Source organism: Streptomyces sp. NPDC029296, from assembly GCF_055569255.1.
Genome location: NZ_JBVHXT010000012.1, coordinates 160,722 through 181,722, shown reverse-complemented (window position 1 = coordinate 181,722; position 21,001 = coordinate 160,722). Strand labels below are relative to the sequence as shown.

14 protein-coding genes and 2 pseudogenes are annotated in these 21,001 nt (G+C 72.2%); 3 read left to right on the top strand and 13 right to left on the bottom strand.

The features are described from left to right. Positions 1 to 409 precede the first annotated feature (409 nt). Positions 410 to 838, top strand: coding sequence for a hypothetical protein (locus tag ACZ4W9_RS13475; RefSeq protein ID WP_467935323.1), 429 nt, complete (start codon positions 410 to 412; stop codon positions 836 to 838). A gap of 429 nt (positions 839 to 1,267) precedes the next feature. Here ACZ4W9_RS13475 and ACZ4W9_RS13470 read toward each other — a convergent pair whose 3' ends face one another. The 8 genes from ACZ4W9_RS13470 to ACZ4W9_RS13435 form a co-directional block, all read right to left on the bottom strand. Further along, complete coding sequence (locus ACZ4W9_RS13470) at positions 1,268 to 1,807, bottom strand: hypothetical protein (protein WP_467935322.1); 540 nt, start codon at positions 1,805 to 1,807, stop codon at positions 1,268 to 1,270. A gap of 380 nt (positions 1,808 to 2,187) precedes the next feature. Next, on the bottom strand, positions 2,188 to 3,825 hold the full coding sequence (locus ACZ4W9_RS13465; protein WP_467935320.1) for a GMC oxidoreductase: 1,638 nt from the start codon (positions 3,823 to 3,825) through the stop codon (positions 2,188 to 2,190). Next, positions 3,822 to 4,730: an alpha/beta fold hydrolase gene (locus ACZ4W9_RS13460; protein ID WP_467935319.1), complete on the bottom strand. Its 909-nt coding sequence runs from the start codon at positions 4,728 to 4,730 to the stop codon at positions 3,822 to 3,824. The genes ACZ4W9_RS13465 and ACZ4W9_RS13460 overlap by 4 nt, the downstream gene beginning before the upstream one ends. Before the next feature lie 106 nt (positions 4,731 to 4,836). Further along, positions 4,837 to 5,436 (bottom strand): maleylpyruvate isomerase family mycothiol-dependent enzyme, encoded by a 600-nt coding sequence (locus ACZ4W9_RS13455; RefSeq protein ID WP_467935318.1) that lies wholly within the window; start codon positions 5,434 to 5,436, stop codon positions 4,837 to 4,839. Between the two features lie 107 nt (positions 5,437 to 5,543). Next, entirely contained in the window at positions 5,544 to 6,989 is a 1,446-nt protein-coding gene (locus ACZ4W9_RS13450; protein WP_467935316.1) for a wax ester/triacylglycerol synthase domain-containing protein, read from the bottom strand. Continuing rightward, a complete protein-coding gene (locus ACZ4W9_RS13445; protein ID WP_467935315.1) occupies positions 6,986 to 7,888 on the bottom strand; it encodes an SDR family NAD(P)-dependent oxidoreductase in 903 nt (300 codons plus the stop codon). The genes ACZ4W9_RS13450 and ACZ4W9_RS13445 overlap by 4 nt, the downstream gene beginning before the upstream one ends. A 7-nt stretch (positions 7,889 to 7,895) precedes the next feature. Further along, the gene (locus tag ACZ4W9_RS13440; protein WP_467935314.1) at positions 7,896 to 12,680 is read right to left on the bottom strand and encodes a beta-ketoacyl synthase N-terminal-like domain-containing protein; all 4,785 of its coding nucleotides are present in this window, start codon (positions 12,678 to 12,680) and stop codon (positions 7,896 to 7,898) included. After that, the gene (locus ACZ4W9_RS13435; protein ID WP_467935312.1) at positions 12,677 to 14,050 is read right to left on the bottom strand and encodes an acyltransferase domain-containing protein; all 1,374 of its coding nucleotides are present in this window, start codon (positions 14,048 to 14,050) and stop codon (positions 12,677 to 12,679) included. Before ACZ4W9_RS13435 ends, ACZ4W9_RS13440 begins: the two co-directional genes overlap by 4 nt. 1,350 nt (positions 14,051 to 15,400) lie before the next feature. Here ACZ4W9_RS13435 and ACZ4W9_RS13430 point away from each other — a divergent pair. Further along, positions 15,401 to 15,754, top strand: coding sequence for a hypothetical protein (locus tag ACZ4W9_RS13430; protein WP_467935329.1), 354 nt, complete (start codon positions 15,401 to 15,403; stop codon positions 15,752 to 15,754). A gap of 50 nt (positions 15,755 to 15,804) precedes the next feature. Here ACZ4W9_RS13430 and ACZ4W9_RS13425 read toward each other — a convergent pair. After that, a pseudogene (locus ACZ4W9_RS13425) lies at positions 15,805 to 16,074 on the bottom strand (DNA ligase-like domain-containing protein); the annotation flags it as partial. 439 nt (positions 16,075 to 16,513) lie between these two features. Here ACZ4W9_RS13425 and ACZ4W9_RS13420 point away from each other — a divergent pair. Beyond that, the gene (locus tag ACZ4W9_RS13420) at positions 16,514 to 17,230 is read left to right on the top strand and encodes a hypothetical protein (RefSeq protein ID WP_467935311.1); all 717 of its coding nucleotides are present in this window, start codon (positions 16,514 to 16,516) and stop codon (positions 17,228 to 17,230) included. Between the two features lie 121 nt (positions 17,231 to 17,351). Here ACZ4W9_RS13420 and ACZ4W9_RS13415 read toward each other — a convergent pair whose 3' ends face one another. The 4 genes and pseudogenes from ACZ4W9_RS13415 to ACZ4W9_RS13400 all read right to left on the bottom strand — a co-directional run bounded on the left by ACZ4W9_RS13415 (position 17,352) and on the right by ACZ4W9_RS13400 (position 20,877). Then, the gene (locus ACZ4W9_RS13415; RefSeq protein WP_037661814.1) at positions 17,352 to 17,522 is read right to left on the bottom strand and encodes a DUF5670 family protein; all 171 of its coding nucleotides are present in this window, start codon (positions 17,520 to 17,522) and stop codon (positions 17,352 to 17,354) included. Positions 17,523 to 18,080: 558 nt separating this feature from the next. Next, a pseudogene (locus ACZ4W9_RS13410) lies at positions 18,081 to 18,536 on the bottom strand (relaxase domain-containing protein); the annotation flags it as partial. Between the two features lie 317 nt (positions 18,537 to 18,853). After that, on the bottom strand, positions 18,854 to 19,243 hold the full coding sequence (locus tag ACZ4W9_RS13405; RefSeq protein ID WP_467935310.1) for a hypothetical protein: 390 nt from the start codon (positions 19,241 to 19,243) through the stop codon (positions 18,854 to 18,856). Between the two features lie 212 nt (positions 19,244 to 19,455). Continuing rightward, the gene (locus ACZ4W9_RS13400; protein ID WP_467935308.1) at positions 19,456 to 20,877 is read right to left on the bottom strand and encodes a vanadium-dependent haloperoxidase; all 1,422 of its coding nucleotides are present in this window, start codon (positions 20,875 to 20,877) and stop codon (positions 19,456 to 19,458) included. Positions 20,878 to 21,001 lie beyond the last annotated feature (124 nt).

The following is a 21,001-nucleotide window of genomic DNA, read 5'->3' as shown; positions in this document are numbered from 1 at the left end:
CCCGTACTCCCGCAGCAGAGCAGCGGCACTGAGGATCATCCGGTCACGGCTTTCACTCTTGCGCGGACTCACCCGCCCACCACCCTTCCGACGACGGTGCGGCCCGCCGCAAGCGAGCTACCAGCCAGTAAGTTATGGGGTATGCCATAGAACATGCAAGAGGGTTCATCAGCCATGACGGTGCTGTGAACGGATTCAGCCCAAGACGCTGAATCCGGGGAAGCTGGGGACTGGCCGCTTGATCGGTCCAACTCCGTTGGCAAGCTGTCCAACTTCCGCGTCGGAGGACAAACCCGGAGGGCGAGAGTTCTCCCCCTCCGGCGGCCGGACTCTGTCCACAGCGCCGCGGTTCAAGGGTGGCTTCGAGGCCGCCGCGATCAGCAGGGCGGCCCGACGATGAGGAGCCACCATGACCAAGAAAACCGTCAGCTCGCCCCGATGGAACTGGACGACCTCGCCTACGTCCGGGCGCTGCAGGCCGGGGACATCGACACCGCCGGCGCGGTCGCCAACGACACGGGCCCCGGGCTGCGCCGGCTCCTCCTGGACGTCGCCGCGCACATCGTCGCCCCGGTCACCGCCGTGGACGACTGCGACGGGGAGCCGTGCGCGCGCCTTCCTGGCGGCGGCACTCGGACGACTGCTGCTGGAGGTCCTGCGCCACGGCGACGACGCCCGCCTGGCCTTCCCGCCGGGCATCGCCCGGACCATCATCCGCTTCACCGAGAACACCCTCACCGAGGACCACGGCGACGTCGCCGACGTCCTGCGCCAGCTGGAGGCCGCGGGGATGAAGCAGGCGATGGAGGCGCACCCGGCGCACCGCACCACCAGGTAGCCACACCTCCGGGACGGCGGTGGTGCGGTGCGCACCGGGAACGCACCCCTGCCATCCGCAGCGCTGCCGAGAACCGCACCGAGGCGTGCGCTACAGCCGGGGCGCCTCTATCACACGCCCCCTTGGCCGGGACCTGCTCGCCAGCCGAAACCGGCCATGGCAAGGGGAAACATCGCGGTAGCGGAGCCGGACAAGGGGGTCGCGCGTGTCCCGCCGCACCCGACGGCGGACACACCAGAGCGGAGCGTCGAGTGCGGCGCACCGGGGCGCGAGAGTGCCAGGCATCGCCGGAGTAGTGCGGTGCCGGACGCGGTAGCGCACCATCACGGTGCGCACCACGGCGGAGTCCACCGTCGTCCGGCGCACCGAAGTGGACTCCACTCGATGTTCTGCATCCGGTGGCGATGCGCGGCATCAGGTGGACTCCACTCAGTGGACGATGCCCGGCACCGTCACCACAGCCAGGCGGTGAAGTGCCGCAGCTGGGGCGCGGCGCGCGGCCGTGTTGCCGATCCGGTTCTGCCGGGACCAGAGCCGGCGCGACTGCCCGGCGGCAAGGCGGCGCCGTCCGGCGGCCTTCAGCCGCGCCCGCTGCTTACGCAGCTCTGCCTTCTTCACCGCCTTCGACTTCGGCTTGCGGGGCCGCTTCCAAGCCGGCTGCCATCCCAGGGGCTCGGCGGCCCCGGACTCCTGAACCTTGTCGAGCGCGGCGGCCCTCTTCGCGCGGCCGCTTGGGCGCGGGCGATAGCTTCGTCGGAGTTGAGGCGTTCGTCCGGGGTGCTCACGCGACTCCTCCTGTGGTTCGGCCCGGTGTGTGCCGGGTGCCGGCTGCTGGGTGTGCGGCGGCGGGGCTGCCGCCCGGGCGGGCTGCGGACGCAGGCTGCGTGCGGCTTCGCGTGCCTTCCGGCTGTCCCGGATCGTGGCGGCCACCTTCGCGGCGGCGTCGAGGGTCTGGCGGATCTGCTCCACCGCGTCGACGTTGACGCCGGTCTCCGGCTCCAGGAGGCGGCCGTCCTCCCGGCTGTCGCGGAAGGGCCGCGGGTACGACCTCGAGGCGGCGGGCACCGCGACGGCGTACGGGCGGGGCGGGAGCCCAGGCGCTCCGCCCGTCGCGCTGCGCGGACCCGGGCGGCCAGGGCGTCGGCGGCGAGGCAGGCCCGTTCGTGCGGGGCCGCTGTGCGCTTGCGGGTCAGCGGACGCGGCACGGCCTCCTCCTCGGTGTCGCGCGGGTACAGAGCGCGCAGGTCGGCGGTCATCCTCCGGCCGCGTCCGACGGGGCGGGTGTAGTCGTCGGCGGCCGCCTGCCGTCCTGCGCGGAGATCCTCGCCATCGTGCCTGTCGGTGCGTCTTCAGACGGTGGTGAAGTCCGCGGTGATGTGGTCGAGGCACCGCTCGACCACCGCCGCGATGGTCAGGGCAGGGTTGACTGCGGCGGTGGAGCCCGGCATGAGGGCGCCGTCCAGGCAGTACAGGCCGCGGTGACCGTGCAGCCTCCCGTAGGCGTCCGTGCTCGTGCCCAGCACGGCACCGCCGACCGGGTGCGCGACGAGGGGGAGGGAGGGGCGGGCGGGCGTCGGCGCGGTCTCCACGGGGAAGTGGCGCGCGACCTGGCGTACGAGGTCGTCCACCGCTCGCCAGGAGGTCGCGTCGTTCTCGGCCGCCCAGTCCAGCCTGGTGCCTCCGCCCCGGGTCGGCACCCACCGTCCGCAGCGGTCGGAGACGCCCATCCCGAGGCAGGCGAGGAGCCCCGGGCCCACGGGGAGCGGCAGGGGTGAGGGCATCACCGTGGCAGTGCCCTCACGGTTGCGCACGAGGATCGCGGGAGGGCCGCCCTGTGGTGCGCCGACGGGCGGGGACGACGTCCTCAGAAGGGTCACCCGGTCGCCGTTGGAGCCCCATCCGTCGCCGACGGACTCATGGAGCCGCGGCAGGTCCCCGGTCTCCCGCGCGGTCACCAGGAGGCGAGGGGTCTGGACCCCCGCGGCGAGTACGAGCCGGTCGCAGACGAAGGCCAGGCGCTCCACCACGGTTGCGTGCTCGTCCAGCCGTTCGGCGGTGACGCGGTACCGGCCGCCGGCTTCCTGCGCCACGCGGGTCACCCGGTGGAGGGGCCGTACCGAGGTCCTCCCGGTGGCTTCGGCCCGGGCCAGATACGTGCGGTCGACGCTCAGCTTGGCTCCGCTGTTGCAGCCGGTGAAGTGGTACTGGCCGACGGCGAACGAGGCCCTGCGCCTGCCATCGAGTTCCTCCCGGACGGCGTCGAAGTCGTAGGTGCCCATGACGGTCTCACTCGGCAGACCCGACCTCTTCGCGGCGACGCTCCAGAGGCGGTTGGCCCGGTAGGGGCCCCGGACCAGCAGGTCGTCGGGGAACGGGGAGGCCGCCAACCGCCGCCGGGCACGCGGGTAGTGGACGTGGTCGAGTTCCTCGTAGTCCAGTTCCGGGGGGAACAGCCGTCGGAACGGTCCTGGCCGGGGCTGGACCAGCACACCGCCGTAGACCAGGGTCCCGCCACCAACCCCCGCACCGCAGACGATGACGGCGTTCTCCTGCGCGACGACCTCCATCAGTCCGGTCGAACGCGGGAGGGCCGCCGAAACCGCCCGGCGGAGCCGGGACATCAGGGGCGCGTGGGACGGTGGTACGGGAGAGGAGTCACCGTCCAGCCACACCAGGCGGCGGTCCGTCGACGGAAACGCGGGGAACGTGTCCCCGGCGGGCGTGACCGGCCAGCGCCGGCCCCGCTCCAGGACCACGTTGTCCACCCCGGCCTCGGCCAGTCTGAACGCCGCGACGCTCCCGCCCACACCCGATCCGACGATCACCACCCGGTGGCGTTCCTCGCGGTCGACGTGCGCCCGGCCGACCAGCGACGGGGCGCCCCCGTCGGAGGTGTCCGCCTTCCCCGCCGGTGCGGGGGACCCGGGCCCCGCCGCGCCGGAGGTGGGAGGTGCCGCCGGCCCGTCCCCCGGCAGGTGTCCGCTCACCACCGTCCTCCCTCGCCGGCGTCCGCGCGCGCGTTCCGCTCCACCTGGTCCAGGTCGTCGCGCACGAAGGGGCCGAGGGCGTCCATGAACTCCTCGTGGCTGTCCAGGTGGGCGACGTGCCCCGCGCCTTCCAGGACGGTGAACCGCCCGGCCGGCAGCCGACGGGCCGCCGCCCGTCCCTGCCACACCGGGAACAGCTGGTCCAGCCTTCCCCAGATCACCAGGGTGGGCACGTCGATCTCGTGCAGGCGGTCGGTCACTACGATGTCCTCGCGCTGCCCGGTGAGGCTCCCGCACGTGCGGAAGACCTTCAGCGACGTCCGCAGCGACAGGCGCGAGCGGGCCAGCCGCAGGTGGGTGGCCCAGGTCCGCGACGGAACTCTCCAGGGCTGCCGCAGGAGGAAGTTGCTCGCGACGGTGAACGCGATCGAGCCGCCCGGGAGGGAGACGAGGGCGGAGAAGGCGTCGGCGGCGCGCTCGGGCAGCAGCGACAGCGCGATGGCTACCGGGTGTGCCGCTCGCCCGAGCCCTCCGGAGTCGACCAGTGCCAGGCGGGTGACGAGGTGCGGGTGCGCGAGGGTCAGTTCGGTGACGACGTGCCCGCCGTAGGAGTGCCCCACGGCGACGACGGGTCCCACCTCCAGGACGTCGAGGAAGTCGGCGACGAAGGAGGCCATGGAGTCCGGGTGCACGCTCTGTCCGGGGCTGGTCCCTCCCATGCCGGGCAGCGACAGCGCGATGACGCGGTGCGTCGCGGCCAGTGCCCGTATGACCTGGAACCAGTCCTGGGCGTCGGAGGCGACACCGGGCACCAGGAGGACGACCGGACCCTCCCCCGCCTCGTAGAAGAGGGTCGACAGCCCCTGGACGAGGACGCGCCGTTCGGTCATCGGTGGTTCTTCCACGTCTTCCTCCTCGTGTGGTGCGCGGCCGTGCGGTCGGTGGGCGGCCAGGTGGGTGCGGCGTCCGGCCATCCGGCGGAAAGCGGGGCGCGTCCGGCCCGGAACGCCCTCACGTGAAACGCAGTTCGTCCGCCACCGAGTCGCGGCCGGCGAGCCACAGCCCGAGTGCCTCCCTGGTACCGCGGACCTCGGGTACGCCCGGGACCGGGAAGCTTCCGATCGGGGGGTGGCCGTCCGTCGGGACGATCCGGTGGCGGATGATCCTCAGGTTGGTCTGGCAACTGAGCATCGCCCCGTCCCAGAGGATGAGCGTGGACACGGGCGCCGAGACATCCCTCTCCAGTCCGAGGCCGCGCACGATGTCCTGGTGGTGGACGGCGAGGTCGCCCAGTACGACCATGGCGCCCAGGCGGCTCGTCCAGGGCGGACGGTCCGCCCATCTCGCGGCCTTCTCCATCAGGCGGTCGCGCGGCAGCGAGCGGGCCCGCTCCACCTGCGCCCGGTTGGCGGCGCCGAGACACGGGCCGTACCACAGGTAGGAGGCCACGGCACGGTCCACGCCGAGCAGATGCCCGAGAACATCGCGGGGGGACCACCCGTCGCACAAGGTGGAGCCGGTCTCGAACGTCTCGTCCGGCAGCGCCTCCAGCGTGGCGAGCAGCCGGTGCCGTTCGGCGCGCAGTTCGTCGTCGAGGGGAAGACGCACCACACAGGCCTCCTGTCAGTGGCTTCGGTGTACCGTCCGCCCGCCTGTCCTCGTCGGCGCGGGTCGTGGCGGGGAACGCTCGTCCCGCACGCGGACGGGCGGGGCCGGGGTCAGAGGGTGATCGTTTCCTGGAGGCTCTGCTCCAGGCAGTGGTGGAAGAGGTCCGGGTCGGTGATCGCCGCCGGGTCGAGGTTGGTGCCGATGGTGCACGTACCGTTGTGCGAGGACATCGAGATGTTCGCCGCGGCACCGCCGCGGGGGGCCCAGGGTACGGTGCCGAGCACCCGGGCGTCCGCCGCGTACGTGGTGCGGGAGAACCCGGGCACGCTGGTCACCACGATGTCGACGCTCTTCAGCACCGGCGGCACGAGCCACCGGTGCACCAGGCCCGGCAGGCCGGAGCCCAGGTCGACCAGCGTGGTGTAGAAGCCCCGGACGAGGGTTTCGCGGGCCTCGGCGATCAGGGCGTGCAGGGCCGCCGTGCGGGCGGGCGACGGCATGTCACCGATGGGGCCCGCCACCCGCACGGAGGCGACGATGTTGCCCGCGCCGTACTCGTACGGAGTGCGGATGTTCACCGGCACCAGGGTCGGCAGGCTCTTGTGGGAGCTCCCGTGGTGGTCGTGGTAGCGATGGAACGCCCCCAGCACCGCCGAAACGTAGGCCGCCGTCACCGACGCGCCGGCGGCCTTGCCCGCGGCCTTCAGGCCCGCCAGGGGCACGGTGGCCATGCCGCAGCGGATCGCCGGACTGCGTCTGCGCAGGAGGGGCGAAGGCCTGACGGGCTGCATCATCTGGACGAGGCTCCGTGCCACGCGCCGGCCGCTGTCTGCGGCGTCGCCCGGGGACGAGAGCGCCCGGACGGCTTCCCACAGGGCCGCTCTCGTCCCTTCGGTGACGCCGTGGGCCGCCGAGGCCGGGAAGAGGCGCGCGGTGGCGGCCGGGACGCGGGCCTTCCCCTCCCCGAAGTGCGGGAGGTTGTCGGGAAGGTTCACCCGCGCGGACTGCGGGAGGAGTCTGCTCAGGGCCGCCACGATGGTGACCGCGTCGCCGACGCTGTGGTGCCACTTCAGGACGATCGCGGCACGTTCCCGTTCGTACCCCTCAACCACCGTGGCCTCCCAAGGAGGGTGCAGCGGGTCAAAGTCCGTGCTGTTGCGCCACTCGATCAGGTCGAGCAGCTCACGCGGGCCCGCCGGGTCGGGGAGCCTCATCCGGTGGACGTGCCGGGTGAGGCGGAAGTCAGGGTCCGGTTCCCACACCGGTGTGCCGGCCCGCAGGGGTGTGTCGGCAACCCGGTGGGTCAGCCGGGGCAGTTTCCCGACGATCCACCGGCAGCCGTCGAGGAAGGCACTGCGGTCGGGTGGCTTGTCCAGGAACCAGGTCCAGGTGACGTGGGGCCGTGTCAGCGGGTTCGCGCCCATCCGCCAGAAGAAGGTGTCGGTGCCGTTCATCGGGCCCGGTGAGGTCCATCCTCCGACCGGCCAGCGGTCGTCGCCGGGCGCTGTCCTCGGTGTCTCGTCCTGCACGGTGTGCTCCTCTTCCGGGGCCGTCACGAAAGGCCCACCAGTTCCAGGGACCGGTCCCAGACCGCGCACTGCACGTCGGTCCGGAACCGGGGAAGGGCGGGCGGCAGCAGGTCGGCTCCGGGCACGGAGGAGTAGAACCCTCCGCTCCGGCCGGCGAACCGCGGGTCCAGGGCAAGGCGGAGGGCGTGCTCGGCGCCCTCGGTGGGACTGTGGACGAGAGGTGTTCTGCTCGCGAGGGCGAGCAGGCGGGTGCCCATCGGCAGGTGCCTGGCGAGCCCGGTGGCGACCAGGCCGGGGCAGAACGCGTTGGCCGTGATGCCTCGCGGGGTCCACCTGCGCGCGACCTCCTGGGCCATGAGCACGTTGAGCAGCTTGGAACGGGCGTACACGGCGAGCGAGCCGATCGGGCCGTACGCACCGGGGTCGGCGAAGGTGCGGGGGTCGACCCGCAGGACGCTCCGGTGGGACTCGGAGGCGACCATGACGATCCGGGCGGGCGCGCTGCGCTCCATCAGGTCCGCCAGGAGGTTGGTGAGCAGGAAGGGCCCCAGGTGGTTGGTGGCGATCATCCTGTCGAACCCGTCGGCGCTGACGGCCGGCCGCGGGTCGTGCGTCCCGGCGTTGTTGACGAGGACGTCGAGGCGCGGGAGGTACGCGCACAGTTCCCCGGCGACCCGGCGGACGTCCGCCAGTACGGAGACGTCGGCCTGGAACATGCGGACGTCGATGCCGTTTCCCTGTGCAGCCAGTTCGGCGCGTACTGCCTCACCCCGGGCCCGGTCGCGGCACACGATCGCCACGTGGGCGCACCTTCTGACGAGTCCCCGGGCGATCTCCTTGCCGATCCCCGAGGTGGCACCGGTGACCACGCAGTACGTGCCGTCCACGGTCCTCCTCCGCTCCTCCGCGTCGTGGTGGTGCTCCACGGGCCTGTCACCCCGCCAGGTCGACCAGCTCCGCGCCGGACATCGCCAGCAGGAGCCGGCCGTCGGGTGCGACGGCGCGGTAGGTCCCATTTGCGTCGAGGGAGACGGTGAGCCCGTGTCCGTACCGGAGCAGCAGGTCGTGGTCGTTGGCCCCGTGCGTGTGCAGGTCGACGCGTCCGATCGAGCGGGGCACGTACAGGGGTTGGTGGGGTGCGCCCGGCGGGCGGAGGGCGGACGTCCGGAGCACCGCGCACATGAGGAGGGCCGGTATCGTCATCGTGCGCAGCCCGGGGTTCCCCGCGAGCGAGGGCGTCCAGGTGCCGGAGGCGAGGTCGCCGTCCAGGAAGCAGCGCGAGAGGTTCCGGAAGGGGCCGCGCAGGGAGACCAGAGCCTCCTGGGAGGCGTAGGGGTCCCGCGCGGCGGCGGGGCCGGCCGGGCGCTTCTGCCGCGGGCGGTCCGGTGGCGGGGCGTCCGGCGGGGTGCGGGACAGCAGCACGTCGGTCCGGAAGTGGCGAAGCGCTCCCGGGCGCGGCAGGCCGTCCGGTCCGAGGGTGTCGGAATGGATGCTCACCGCCACCGTGGCGCGGTCTTCGCCGCCCTCGGTCTGCCGGTGCGTCAGTTGCGCGTCGATCCGCAAAGGGGAGGGCATCCGGCGGCTGAACGGGCGGATGAAGGTGTCGAAGCGGGCGTCTCGGAACCCGGTCGTGAAGGTCCCCGGGACCAGCGCCTCGGCGGCCTGGGCCGCCATGTCCAGGATGAACGTGGCGGGCACGGTGGGTTCACCGCCGACGAGGTGGTCGAAGAGGTGGCGTTCCTGCTCCGGATCCGCCGGGTGGGCCCACTTCCGGCTGCCGTTCGCGGCTCCGTCCGGCGCCGTCCGCCAAGCGGGCCACAACCTGGCCGCGGGCCGCGAGGCCGCCCTGTCGCGGACCAGTCCGGGCATGTGCAGAAGCAGCCGGTCCGTCTCCGTCCGGCCCAGGTACGTCGCCGAGCCGCCGGTCCGGGCGGAGGCCGCCAGTTCCTCCAGGAACTGGCGGGTCCCCTCCTCCGTCGAGATGGGGGTGAAGAGCCCTTCGCGGGAAACGTGCTCCTGGAACAAGGCGTCCGCCCCCATGCCGGTCTGGCGCCACATCGTGAAGCCGACAGTGAACTCCCGGTGGCCCGTCGCGGTCTCGGCCACCGCATCCAGGTAGGCGTTGCCTGAGGCGTAGTCGGTGTCCCCGGGGGCGCCCGCGGCACCGGAGTAGGAGCCGATGTTGCACCACAGGGACGGCGGGTGGGCCTCCAGCGCGGATCTGAGGTGCAGGTGGCCGAGGACCTTGGTGTCGCGGGTGGCGCGGAAGGCTCCGATGCGTTTTCTGTCCAGCATCGTCGACGTCACCCGGCCCGCGGCGTGGATGACGAAGTCGACCCGCCCCTCGCTGCGGAGCACGTGGGCGACGGTCTCCCGGACGGCGTCGCGGTCCAGCAGGTCGCAGACGGCGTACTTCACCCGCTGGTCCCCGTACCGGGACCTCAGCGCCCGCACCGCGCGGTGCACGTCCCGCTGCTTCAGCAGGGCGTCGGCCCGGGCCACCACCGATTGCGGGGACGCGTCGGGATGGTCCGCCCGGATCCTGCGCATGAGGGCCGCGCGCACCGCTGCCGGCCGGGTCTCGTCGAAGTCGGCCAGCTCTGGGGGCAGGGGTTCGGCGGGGGTGCGTCCCAGGAGCCACAGGGTGGGCCTGGTGTGCTCCGCCAGGGCGGTGAGCAGGGCCTGGGCGATGCCTCCCGCGCCGCCTGTGACCACGCCGACGGAGTCGTCGCTCAGGGGCAGGTCCGACGGCAGGGTCGGGGCCGCGAGCGGGGCCGGGACCAGCGCCTCCACCCAGCGGCGTCCCTGGAGGTAGGAGATGACGGGCGGCGGCAGGGGGCGGGCGGTCCGCTCCCGCGCGACGCGGGCGAGCAGGTCACCGGTGAGGGGTTCGTCGGCCGTGACGGCGAGGACGACCGCGCCGGTCCGCTCCCACCGCAAGCTCTTCACGAACCCGCCGAAGAGGGCGGCGGCCGGGTGGGCCGAGCGGTCGCCGCGCTCTCCCGCCAGGAGGACGGCCACTGAGCTCTCCGGCTGCCAGCGGGGCCAGATCCGCTGGGTGACGAGGAGGAGCGCGTCGTGGAGGGCCAGGGTGCGGGGCAGGCCGTCGGCGCTCGGGGTACCGATCACCGTCAGGTGGGGGGCGGCTGTGTCGACGGCCGCGAGCATCCTGCCGAACGCCGTCCCGGACGGCTTCCCGTCGTCCTGGGCGGGCAGTTCCAGCACGAGGGAGTCGCTGTCCTCGATCTCGTGCCGGATCGGTGCGCCGGCTTCGGCGGACGCCAGCAGCACGACGCCCCGCCGGGGCAGCACCCGGTCCGGTCGTCCGCCCGTGTGCGGTGCGGGGCCGGGCGTGAGTTCCCGCCGGTAGCGGCGGGTCAGGGTTCGGGGGGCCCGGCCGGTCTCCTCCGGGGACTCCCCGTCGGCGGACGTGACGAGGAGGACGGTGTCGTGGTGGTGGGCGGGCAGCCGCGCGGGCAGCGCCGCCGACTGCACGGCCCGCAGGATCCCGACGGCGTGGTCGGCCGCGAGGTAGCTGCGGTCCGGGGGCGGCGGCGCGCTCCGGTCCCGGGGGGTCGTGTCGAACGACAGGCGGGCCAGGACCGGCAGTCCGCGCTGTCCGGCGGTGCGGGTGGTGGTCACCGCCAGGAGGAAGGCACCCTCGCCCGAAGGCACCGGGCCGAGTCCCGCCAGGACGGAGTTCCCGGCGGTCCCGTTGCCGTTGGCCGCCAGGATCAGGGCGAGGTCCAGTTCGCCCGTCCGGAGGTAGCGCTGGGCCACTCGGAGGGCCGTGAGCGTGCCGTCCCTGCCCGAGTCGACGGCCAGGGTCGGTCCGTGCAGGTCGTAGCGGGCCGCGACGCGGGAGCCGATGACGTTCGGGAGCACCCCCGCCTGTGAGTCCTCCGTCGTCGCGGGGAGGCGCCGCCGCGCCTCCGCCAGGTACTGGGCGGCGTGCGTGAAGACGGGGTCGTCTCCCGAGCGCTCCAGGAAGGAGGTCGCGTCGTGGGCGTAGCAGCGCAGGGCCGTACCGACCAGTCCGCGCGGCATCCCCGTGTGCGCGGCGATCACGCCGGTGGTCTCGCGGAGGTCCGCCCAGAGTTCGCCGTGCTCCGCCACGAACCGGGAGGCGACCTGCAAAGCCATGAGCTGGCACGGGTCGACGACCGGCATCGTGCGGCCGGACATGCGTACCTCGGCGGGCGGGGGCGCAGGGTAGGGCACCGGGAAGGAGGCGTCCGGTGGGGGCGCCGAGCCGCGCAGCCAGTCCCGCACCCGTGCGCCGGCGGGTTCACCGGGCAGGTGGGCCGACCACGCGACCAGCGCCAGCTCCTCGGAGTCCTGGCGCACCGGCGGGCCGGAGCGCAGCCCCTCGGCGTCGGGGCGGTCGGCCACCAGGAGGTGGGCGTTGGTACCGCCGAAGCCGAACGCCGACACGCCGACGCTGCGGCGGCCGTCCGGCCGGGACGGGAAGCGGACGGCCCGGCCCGGGACCCTGATCCTCCCGCCCGCCTCCCGGCCGCCGGGCCGCCGTGCTCCCGGCTGTGCGGGGATCCATCCGTTGCGTAGGGACAGCAGCGCGTGCATGAGCGACAGGACGCCGGCGCTCCAGCCGGTGTGGCCGAACACGGGTTTGTTGCTGCTGCACAGGTGGCCGCCGTCGGGGCCGAGTTCGGCGAGGACCTCCGACTCGACCCCGTCGCCGGCGGGCGTGCCGGTGCCGTGCGCGACGATCCAGTCGACCTGGTCGGCCGTGACGGCGTTGACGGAGCGGGCCCGTTGGACCGCACGCCGCTGGCCCTCCGGGTTGGGGGCGGAGATCGACCTTCCGCGGCCGTCCGCCGCTCCGCCGAAGCCGAGGAGCACGCCGAGGACGGGGTCGCCGTCCTCCTCGGCGCGTCGCAGGGTCTTCAGCGCCACGACGCCCGCTCCGTCGCTGAACAGGGTCCCGTCGGACTCCCCGGTGAACGCGCGGACGCGTCCCTGCGGGGAGAGGCCGCTCAGCTTCGCGAACATGACCGCCATGGTGGGGTCCACGACGTTGACGCCGCCGCAGTAGGCGATCTCGCACTCGCCCGCGAGGAGGGCCTTGCTCCCCAGGTCCACCGCGTAGAGCGAGGAGGCGCACGCGGTGTCGACGACGAAGGACTCGCTGATCCGCTCGGGGAGCCCGGAGAAGACCTCGCGGACCAGGGCGTCGGGGGCGAGGGCCCGGGCGAGGGGCACGGCGTGGCGGTAGTGCGCGAGGAGGGCGGACCTGATCCGCTCGCGCTGCCGGTCGTCGTCCGCGGCGGCGCCGAGGGTCTCCACCAGCACCGACTCGACGAGGCTCTGGCTGCCTCCCGGCCATGCACCGACGTAGGCTCCGCACCGGTACCCGGGGTCGATGCCGATGCCGTCGCGCGCCTGCAGGAGGGCGTGCGTCAGCCAGCGCACCGCTTGGTCGCGTCCCGGGCCGCCGGCCTTCTCCTCGTTCTCCCCCAGCACGGGGTGGGGCCGGAAGTCGTGCAGGTAGCCGGCGCGCCGCGCGTAGGTCCGATCGGTCTCCTCGGGGTCCTGCGACCAGAAGCTGCTCAGGTCGAAGCGCTCGCCCGGTTCGCTGAAGACGTCACGGGTGCCGTTGACCGCCCGCCACAGCTCTCCCGGGCCGCATGCGCCGGGAACCGCGACCCCCATGCCCACCACGGCGACCAGCCCGTCTGCTCCGTCCGACACGCTCATCGGCGCAGTTCCTCCACCAGCTCGGCGATCTTCTCCAGGGTGGTCGCGCGGACCCGTCGTTCCGAGGGGGGCTCGGACAGCCCGTACTGCTCCCGCACCCGCTGGAACAGGGCGACCTGCTTCACCGAGTCCACGCCGAGGTCGGCTTCGAGGTCGATGTCCGCGGTCAGCATCTCTGCGGGGAAGCCGAGGTCCTCGGCGTATATGTCGGCCAGGTCGGCGAGTATCTTCGCCCGGTCGTGCGGCCGGTCCCGCCCGGACGGGACGGTCTGCGCCCCGGGCGTCCCGGGGACCTCGGGGGCGGTGCTCGCGAGCGCGTCCACGGCGGTACGTGGGGGCGCGTCCGCGGTGGTACTCGCGGACGGGCTGGGGGCGGTCTCCACCGGCGGGCACCAGTCGACGGTCATGCCCGCGTCGGTGAGGGAGGTGACGACGCGGTCCACGTCCCCGCGGCTGGGCAGGAGCGGCACCGCGTGCGCGGAAGGGGGCAGGGCCGCCCTGACCATGCCGGTGAGCGCCTGGCGGGCGCCTGCCTCGACGAACGTTTTGACACCGTCCCGGAACAGGGCGAGCAGCGCGTCGTAGAACCGCACGGGTGCCACCATGTTCCTCTCGATCACCTCGCGGGCGTCCGCCACGGTCCGCACATGGCGGCCGAGGACGGGTGAGAAGACCGCCGCCCGCGGTTCGGCCAGTTCGACGCCGGCCGTGGCGTCCCGGAAGAGGTCCGCGGCGCCGTACAGCAGGGGGTTGTGGAAGGCGTACGCGGCACGCAACCGGGTGGCCCTGAAACCCAGGCCCGTGGCTGTCTCCTCGGCCTTCAGCAGCGAGTCCAAAGGGCCGGAAACGACGGTCTGCTCGGGGCCGTTGTCGATCGCCAGGCGCAGTTGTGGGTCGTCGAGCAGGCCGATGAGGTGCTGGGCGCGCCATGCGGGGATGTCGAGCGCGACGAGGCCACCCTCGGCCGGCTTCGCCCGCTGGAACGCCTCCGCGCGGGCGCACGCCATGTGCGCGACGTCGGCGACGGATACCACCCCCGCGGCCGACAGAGCGGCGAACTCCCCGAAGCTGTGGCCGACCAGGACATCGGCCCGCTGCCCGATCCCGGCGAACACCTCGAACGCCGCGGCGTTCGTGGCGTAGATCGCCAGGTCCAGCCGGTCGCTGCCGTGGGGCAGGAGTTCCTCGGGCGCCGGGGCGTCCCGCTCCAAGAGCAGGGGAGAGACGGGCTCGTGGCCGTGTTCCGCGGCCACCGCGTCAACCGTCTCGAGCACCTCGACGGCCTTCGGGAAATACTGCAGCCGTTCGGCGAGTACGCCCGGCAGGTAGGCTCCCTGGCCCGGGAAAAGGACCGCGACACGCGAAGTCATGGACGCACCTTTCTCATGGGAACTTGGTGAAGACCGTCCTCCTGCCCGTCGCGGCAGGAGGCTCTGGCCTGCGGAGAATCGTTTGGTCACGGAGATCGCGTCAGTGCATCCCCCGGAGTCCCACGCACGCACTGACGCGGCTGAACGCCCCGGTGACGGTCGGAAAGGGATCCCCGGGCGGTGGGCGGTGGGGTCTCCCAGGTGGAAAACAGCCGCCTCGCTGGTCGTCACCTAATCGTCGACGACGTACTGGGCGGTCTCGTCGGCCGGTCTCCTCATCGTTCTCAGCCGCGTACGTACGCGGCGCAGTCCTCGCCCGCCCCCATCCTCACGTTATTTCGTCCACGGCGATGCCGCACCTTTCGTGCCGTCTGGCGGCTCCTCATCGGAGCAGGCCGTCGTGTCGGAAGGCCGGGTCAGCCGGCGCATTCCCCGGCATGCCGTGGCCACGGCGGCACGTATCCCGTCCGGCGCCGGCGCCGCGACAAGAAGGGTGAGGGCTGCGCGGGGCTGGAAAAGAAGACCCAGCTCGTCCGAGCCGTCGGCGGCCGAACCGCCATGAACGCGTGGGCACTCCGGCCTCGGGCCCGCGCAAGCCCGGCGAGGCAGTTGGAGACGGTTCCCCGGAATCTGCGGCTTCCCCCGCCAACTCGCTTTCTCTCCTCAGGCTTTGAGGCTGGGCGGCCGGTCGCGTTCTGACTGCTGGAGTGGCAACGTCGTCCTCCGTCCCGCCGGGCGGGTCCGCAGCGCGTCACGGCTGAAGTCCTGGCCCTGGCCTTGGCCGGGGCCGGGCTGCTGGTGCTGCGGCTCGTGCTCCCGGCGGCGCCGGTCGACCGGCCCGGCCGGATCGACGGCCGGGCCGGGGTCTCTCCCTCCTCAATGGCGCGGCGGCGGGCCTTGGCCGCGCGGGTGAAGGCGGCGAGCCGTTCCGGGTTCTGCGGCGTGCGCAGCCAGGTCGCGGGGGGTCGGTCGTCCGGCCCTCCAAGTACTCCTCGGGCATGGCGGCCTGCTGGTGGGCGTGGACGGCGGCGGCCCGCTGCGATCGACAGCGTGGGGCGCGTCTGACGGCTGGTCACGGTGGTGGTCTTCGGTGTGCATGGTGGCTGACGCGGTCGTGGCGGGGGGGCGTCCTGTGCGGCGGCGGGTGGGGTGCCTGCGGTGCGGATCGCGTTCCGCACGGCGAGGCTGGCGACCCGGGCCTGCTCGTACCGGGACGACTCGCGGGGGCGGCTTGCCGTCGGTGCCGACGATCCACCAGCGATCGGGCCCGGCGAAGTCGGCGGTGCAGAATAGCTGGTCGGCGGCCGGGCTGGCAACGGTGGGCTGGCGGGAGTGGTCGGACAGGGCACGGTGGGCGATGTAGTCGTCCAAGCCGCGTGTGAACTCCTGGCCGCGCAGGGTCTCCAGCAGGTGCCGGCGGGCTTCGGCCAGGACGTGGCGGCGGGCGAACGTGCCGCGGACGGTGGAGACGACCGCGGCGACGTCGACGGCGGCGAGTACGACGTCCATGTGAGGATCCACCCGGGCCCGGATCGCCGCCCCCGCCGCGCGGCAGCGCTCAAGGAGCCCGTCGACCATCTGCGTGCCGGCCGTAGCACCCCGGCCTCGTCGAGGCGGCCCAGCACGAGCGTCTGCGGCCGGCGCACGGTGCCGGTGATTGCTCCGACGACCGCTTCGGTGGTGTCCCGGCGGCGCACCTTGTAGAGCGCGCGGGCACCTGGCAGATACCGCTGCTGCGTGCCTCGGATCACCAGGCCTTCGACACCTGGTACCTGTGTCCAGGAGGTCGGCCACTCCCGCGCCGTCGCCACATCGTCCGTCTCCGGGCAGAGCGGCCACGGGGCACTCAGCTCGTGGTCGGTGAACAGCCGCTCCAGCCTTTTGCCGTACGGAACGGGCAGAAGCTCTTGGCCGTCGAGTTGGAGGAGGTCGAAGGCGATGCAGTGCGCCGGCATCTCCTGGGCCAGGCGGGCGGCGGTCCGGCCGCCGGAAACGGCCCGCCGTTGGAGCGCCTCGAACGACATTCTGCCCCGGCCCACACGACCAGCTCGCCGTCGAGCACCAGGCCGTCGGGCAGGTCCGCGGCCGCGCGTACGAGGTCGGGGAAGCGGCTCTGTATCAGGCTGCCGCGGCGGGACTGCACCAGCAGCGGCCCGGGCGCCGGGCGCGGGGTGAAGACGATCGCCCGATAGCCGTCGAACTTCGGCTGAGGCCGAAGCTCACCAGGCAGCGCGCCCGGCGCGGGCTCCGTGTCACGGGCCTGCGCCAGCATCGGTTCCACCAGCGGCCGAAGCACCATACGTCCGGTCTACGGGCTCACCGGTACCCCGGCGACCTGACACGGCCAGCGGTGTCGAAGCCGCCTCAGCCGATGGCCGCGCAGCCCGCGATCCCCGTGCCGCAGGTATGGACGGCATCATGTGATCAGCGCATGACTTTGCGCTGATCACAGGTAGGCGGTACATGAAGCTGACTGGTGAGCCGGGCAGGGTGGAGGAACTGGCGGAGAAGGCCGTCGTCGCCGCGTGTGAGCTGGCCGACGCCGCCAGCCCGGCGCAGTGGAGCGCGAGCGCGGTGGAGGACGTGGCCGCCGCCCTGGAGGTCCTGGCCGGCGCGCTTGCCCAACTCGACCCGGAGTGCGCGGATATCCTCGCCGTCGTGTCTGTCACGGCGGCCGCCCTCGTGGAGCGCGCCGAACAGGCCGGAGCCGGAACCAGCCCGAGCGAGGCCGGCGGCAGAGCGGAGACCGGAGCGAGTGCGGCACTGCGCCAGGCGCTCACCGCTCATGGTCTGACCCGGCACCGTGTCCACCAGCTCGGGGCAGGGCTGGTCACCGTGACGCTGGACGCCCCCGAGGCACAGGCCCTGGCCGTACTCCTCAGCCGGCGCGACGCACTCCCCCGCCAGACGAAGCAGGCCGATGCCCGATCCCCTCACCTACCCCCTCGGCGACCACGACCCCTTCACCCCGGACGGCATGGTGATCCCCTACGCCGACGTTCAGACCAGGCCCTGCTTCGGGACTTCATTGCGCTCAACAACGCGGTCCTCGGCCGGCCACCCGGCGGAGCCAGATGCCTGCCCGATACGCGCCGGCCCCGCAGACAGGAGGAGCAGGGTTCCACTGCTGAGTCTGCGAGGCCGGTGCATGATTCACGTACCCTGCGGTGCGCCCGATAAGCCCGGTCTCTCCCAACGGCCGCAAGGAAGCTTCTCTTTCACGCCAGTGGGCCCGGCCGTGTCGGCCGGGCCCACTCGTTGCTCGCGCGTGGCGTGCTCCTCACGCCGGATGCTTTGTCGTCTACCAGCGGTACCAGCGGCCCTTGCGGCCGCCGCTGTCCGCGGAGCGGACGACGAAGCCGAGCAGCCACACGATGAGCACGATCACCGCGATCCACCACAGTGCCTTCAGGGCGAAGCCCGCACCGAAGAGGATCAGAGCCAGCAGAAGAACGAGAAGCAGGGGAACCATCGTTATCAACCTCCTGGCCACCGAATGCCCTTACTTCAGCCCTACAAGCACGCAAAATGAGAGTTACTTCCGAGGAATCAGGGGCATATGCGCGCCGCACGCCATCGACGGTTCCCTGTTTCACACACCTCACGCACCGCAGACACGCAGCGCGTATCACTCAACGCTATGCCATGGCCTTGGGTTTGGCGGGTCTGTCACAGGGTCGCACGTACAGCCGGCACCCCAGACCGGCGACCGAGGGAACTCAGCCGCGCGACCGCCGCAGAAGCTGAACAGGCGCCGGGCAAGAGCGTGGGCGACGCGCATGAGGCCAGCGTGGCGCTGTGACCCGCATCGGGACGCTCGACCTTGTCATCCCGTCCCTGGCCCGTTCGCTCGCAGCCGTCCACGAACAGCGACGAGCCCTGGAAGCGCATCGCCGAGGGGCGCCATCGCTCGCGCAGTCCGGTCAGCGACCGCCTCTGCGTGCGTTTGGGCGGACGGGTCTGGTCGGCGGCCTGGCAGGCGAGTGCGTAGGCGGCCCGCTCCCCCGGCGCGTGCCCGTGCTTCTCCTCGTATCGGGCGGTGAGGACGGGCAGCGCGTCCTCGATCTGCTTGGCGGCGGGTCGACTGCCAGTCGATCAGCCGCTGGTCGATGCCCGCGATCTCCATGACGGGCCGGCGGCCGGGCGTCACCTCGCGCGACACCCACGCCCACCCGAGCCGGGCAGACACCTCCTCCATGAAGTACAAGGTGTAAAGGGTGTCGGCGGCGACGATGTGGGTCATCAGCGAGTCCGCCGACAGGTTGCCCCACTTCCCGTCGTGGGGCCGCCGGGCGCGGATCGACACGATCGCGTGCGCGTGGAGCAGCGGCCTCGATTCCGTGGCTCTGGACTCGTAGCGCCTGAAGACCGCGACGATCAGCCCGTCCTTGACCCGGGCCCGCTGCTTGCCGCCGGCCTTCGAGCGGATCTCCGCGACCGACTCCTCCAGCCACGCCAGGTCTTGTCGCGGGCGATGTCGTCGCACAGCTCCAACACCCGGCGGTGCTCGTCGTCCATCAGGGCCCACGCGATGTGTGCCGTCGGCGGGGACCGGAACACCAGGTCGCCGACCAGCCGGTGCCGGCGCTCCAGTCGGGGCTGGGAGGAAGGAGGGCAGGCCTGGCCGGGCCGGTCGGGGGATTGTTCATGCGGAGGGTCTGCCCAGGCGGCTGGTCGATGAGGCGGCCTTCGGACAGCCGAGAGGGGTGGTGTCGTCCGGCTGGTCGCATCCCTCGGTGCGCGCGGGCCGCGGCGCGCGGCCAGGGCGCGGGCGAGCCAGGCGTCGATGTCGGCCTGGACGTGCTACCCGGCGCGGCGGGTGAGCTCGTCTCGGACGGCTTCGTCGCCCTCGCGGGGCTCGGCCTGCCCCAGCGTGCCCAGCTCGCGCAGCGCCTGGAGTTCGTCGGCGCGGGCCGCGATCCGCTGCGCCTCGCGTACGGCGGCTTCCCGTTCGGCGGCGGCCGCGGCCTCCGTGGCGAGCTCGGCCTGGACGACGTCGCCGGTGTCCGGGTCGTACACAGTGCCCGGCGCGGCGGCGAGCAGCCGGTCAATGCGCTCCCACTCGGCCAGTTCCGCCTGCCGGCGCTCGTCGGTGGCCAGGTCCGCGTGCCGGGAAGCCTGCCGCGCATCGAACTGGGCGTCCTCGAGGGCGGCCGCGACGGCGGCGGATACTACGTATCCGGTGGAGGTCACCGTCGCCTGCGCGGCCGTCGACGGTCATGGCCTGGCGGGCGACGACGAGGTCGTCACCATCTCCACCCGATCCAGACTGATCGGGCCGAGGCCCGGATCTACATCACCGAGACGCGAGATCGAGGCTACGGCGATCCCCCGCCACCCGTGACCAGCCCGGGGGCGACCCCAACCGGACCGGTCCAGCCGGGGTCCGCGGCGACACTTCCCGGTCAGCAGTCCGGGGGCGGTGGCGCCGTGCCGTCGATGTGGGCTTTGACGAACTCGTAGGCACGATCACCCACCTGCTTGCCCAGTTCCCGTCCCGCCTTGATGGCGGAGCGGAAGTGCACGCCACCCAGTAACCTGCTCAGGCCGCACGCCTGCTCCCACTCGGTCAGCGTCTCCCACGGGCCGAGCGTGGTGTCGGCTTTCGGCGTGATCCCCGGCTCGACCAGCGACGAGCCTTTGGCGACGCGGATCGACAGGCCGAGGGCATCCGAGCCGGTGAACCGCCGGATCGCCTGGGCCACCGCGCCGCAGTATGCCGCCGAGGTCGACGGGTACTCCGGGTGGTCCGCTGTCTCGAGATAGCTGCGCCACTCGTTTCCCTTGATGTCGGTGACGGTGCCCTGGCCGGGCCCGCCCCACGCGGTCACGTCCTGATTGCCGTAGAGGTAGCGGATCGCGGTGAACGGCCGGACCGAGTCGTAGTGCAGTTTGTGATGCCAGGCCGCGATGCCGGCGTCGAATGGGGCCACATTGGACAGGGCGTCGATGAAGACGAACTGGTCGAGGTCGTAGTTGTTGACGGCCGCGATGTGCCGGTAGCTGGGCGGCAGTGCCCAGAACTTGTCATTGAAGTTCTCGGCCAGCATCTTCTGGTAATCGGTCAGACTGGCTGAGGCGCGCAGGATTTCGTCCGCCTGCCGTTTGTACCCGGCCGGATTATGCCGCGCGTCGCTGTTCACCGGTGGTGGCACCCGGAACTGTCGGGGGTCGTCGTACGAGTAGGGACGCGTGACGCTGAACTGCGGCGTGACGAATTTCTGGATCCGGAAGACGCCATTGCCGCGGGTTACCACGTTCGGCTGCCAGCGTGACGGGTCGTGAATGGTGTCGGCGGTGTTGACCGGTTTGTATCCGAGGTAGTCTGCGTAGGGTTGTCGGTTATATCTCCGACCGCCCATGTCGCCGAGCTGGTTCATGCCGTCGTGTAGCCTGCTGACGATCACCGCTTCGCCGGCGGCGTTGCCGATTCCTGCGGGCGTGGTGAGGTCGCGGCTGTTGTTGTCCGGGTCGACCCCGGTCGAGGTCATCATGTCGCGCCATTGCGCGCGGAACTGGGGCAACTGACTGTTGAGTACCCGGTAGCTCGCGTACATGATGGCGATGTTGCGTTGCCGGTTGGTCACATGCTCACTCGCCGGTCGGCGGCCGAGCCGCGAGGCCATGCCCACCGCTGTGGGATGGTACGGCGCGATCGCGTCGAACCAGGCGTTGTTGAGCAACACCGTGTACCGGATGACGAGCGAGGCGTCGCTGGGGGACACCGTGGTACGGAAAAGAGGGTTTTCCGTGGGGATGACCACTTCCTGTATCGCGTTTCCGATGTCGAAGTCGAACGGAATGGTGCGACGCTCTCTCATGTTCATGCCGCCGTCCTTCCAGAGGACGAGTTGGATTCCAGATTGCACTGGACGAGGAGAACGCGGGGAGATCTAGGAATTTCCGTTGATGCTACGGTACCAACATGTGACCTGAGTCTCTATCACGATT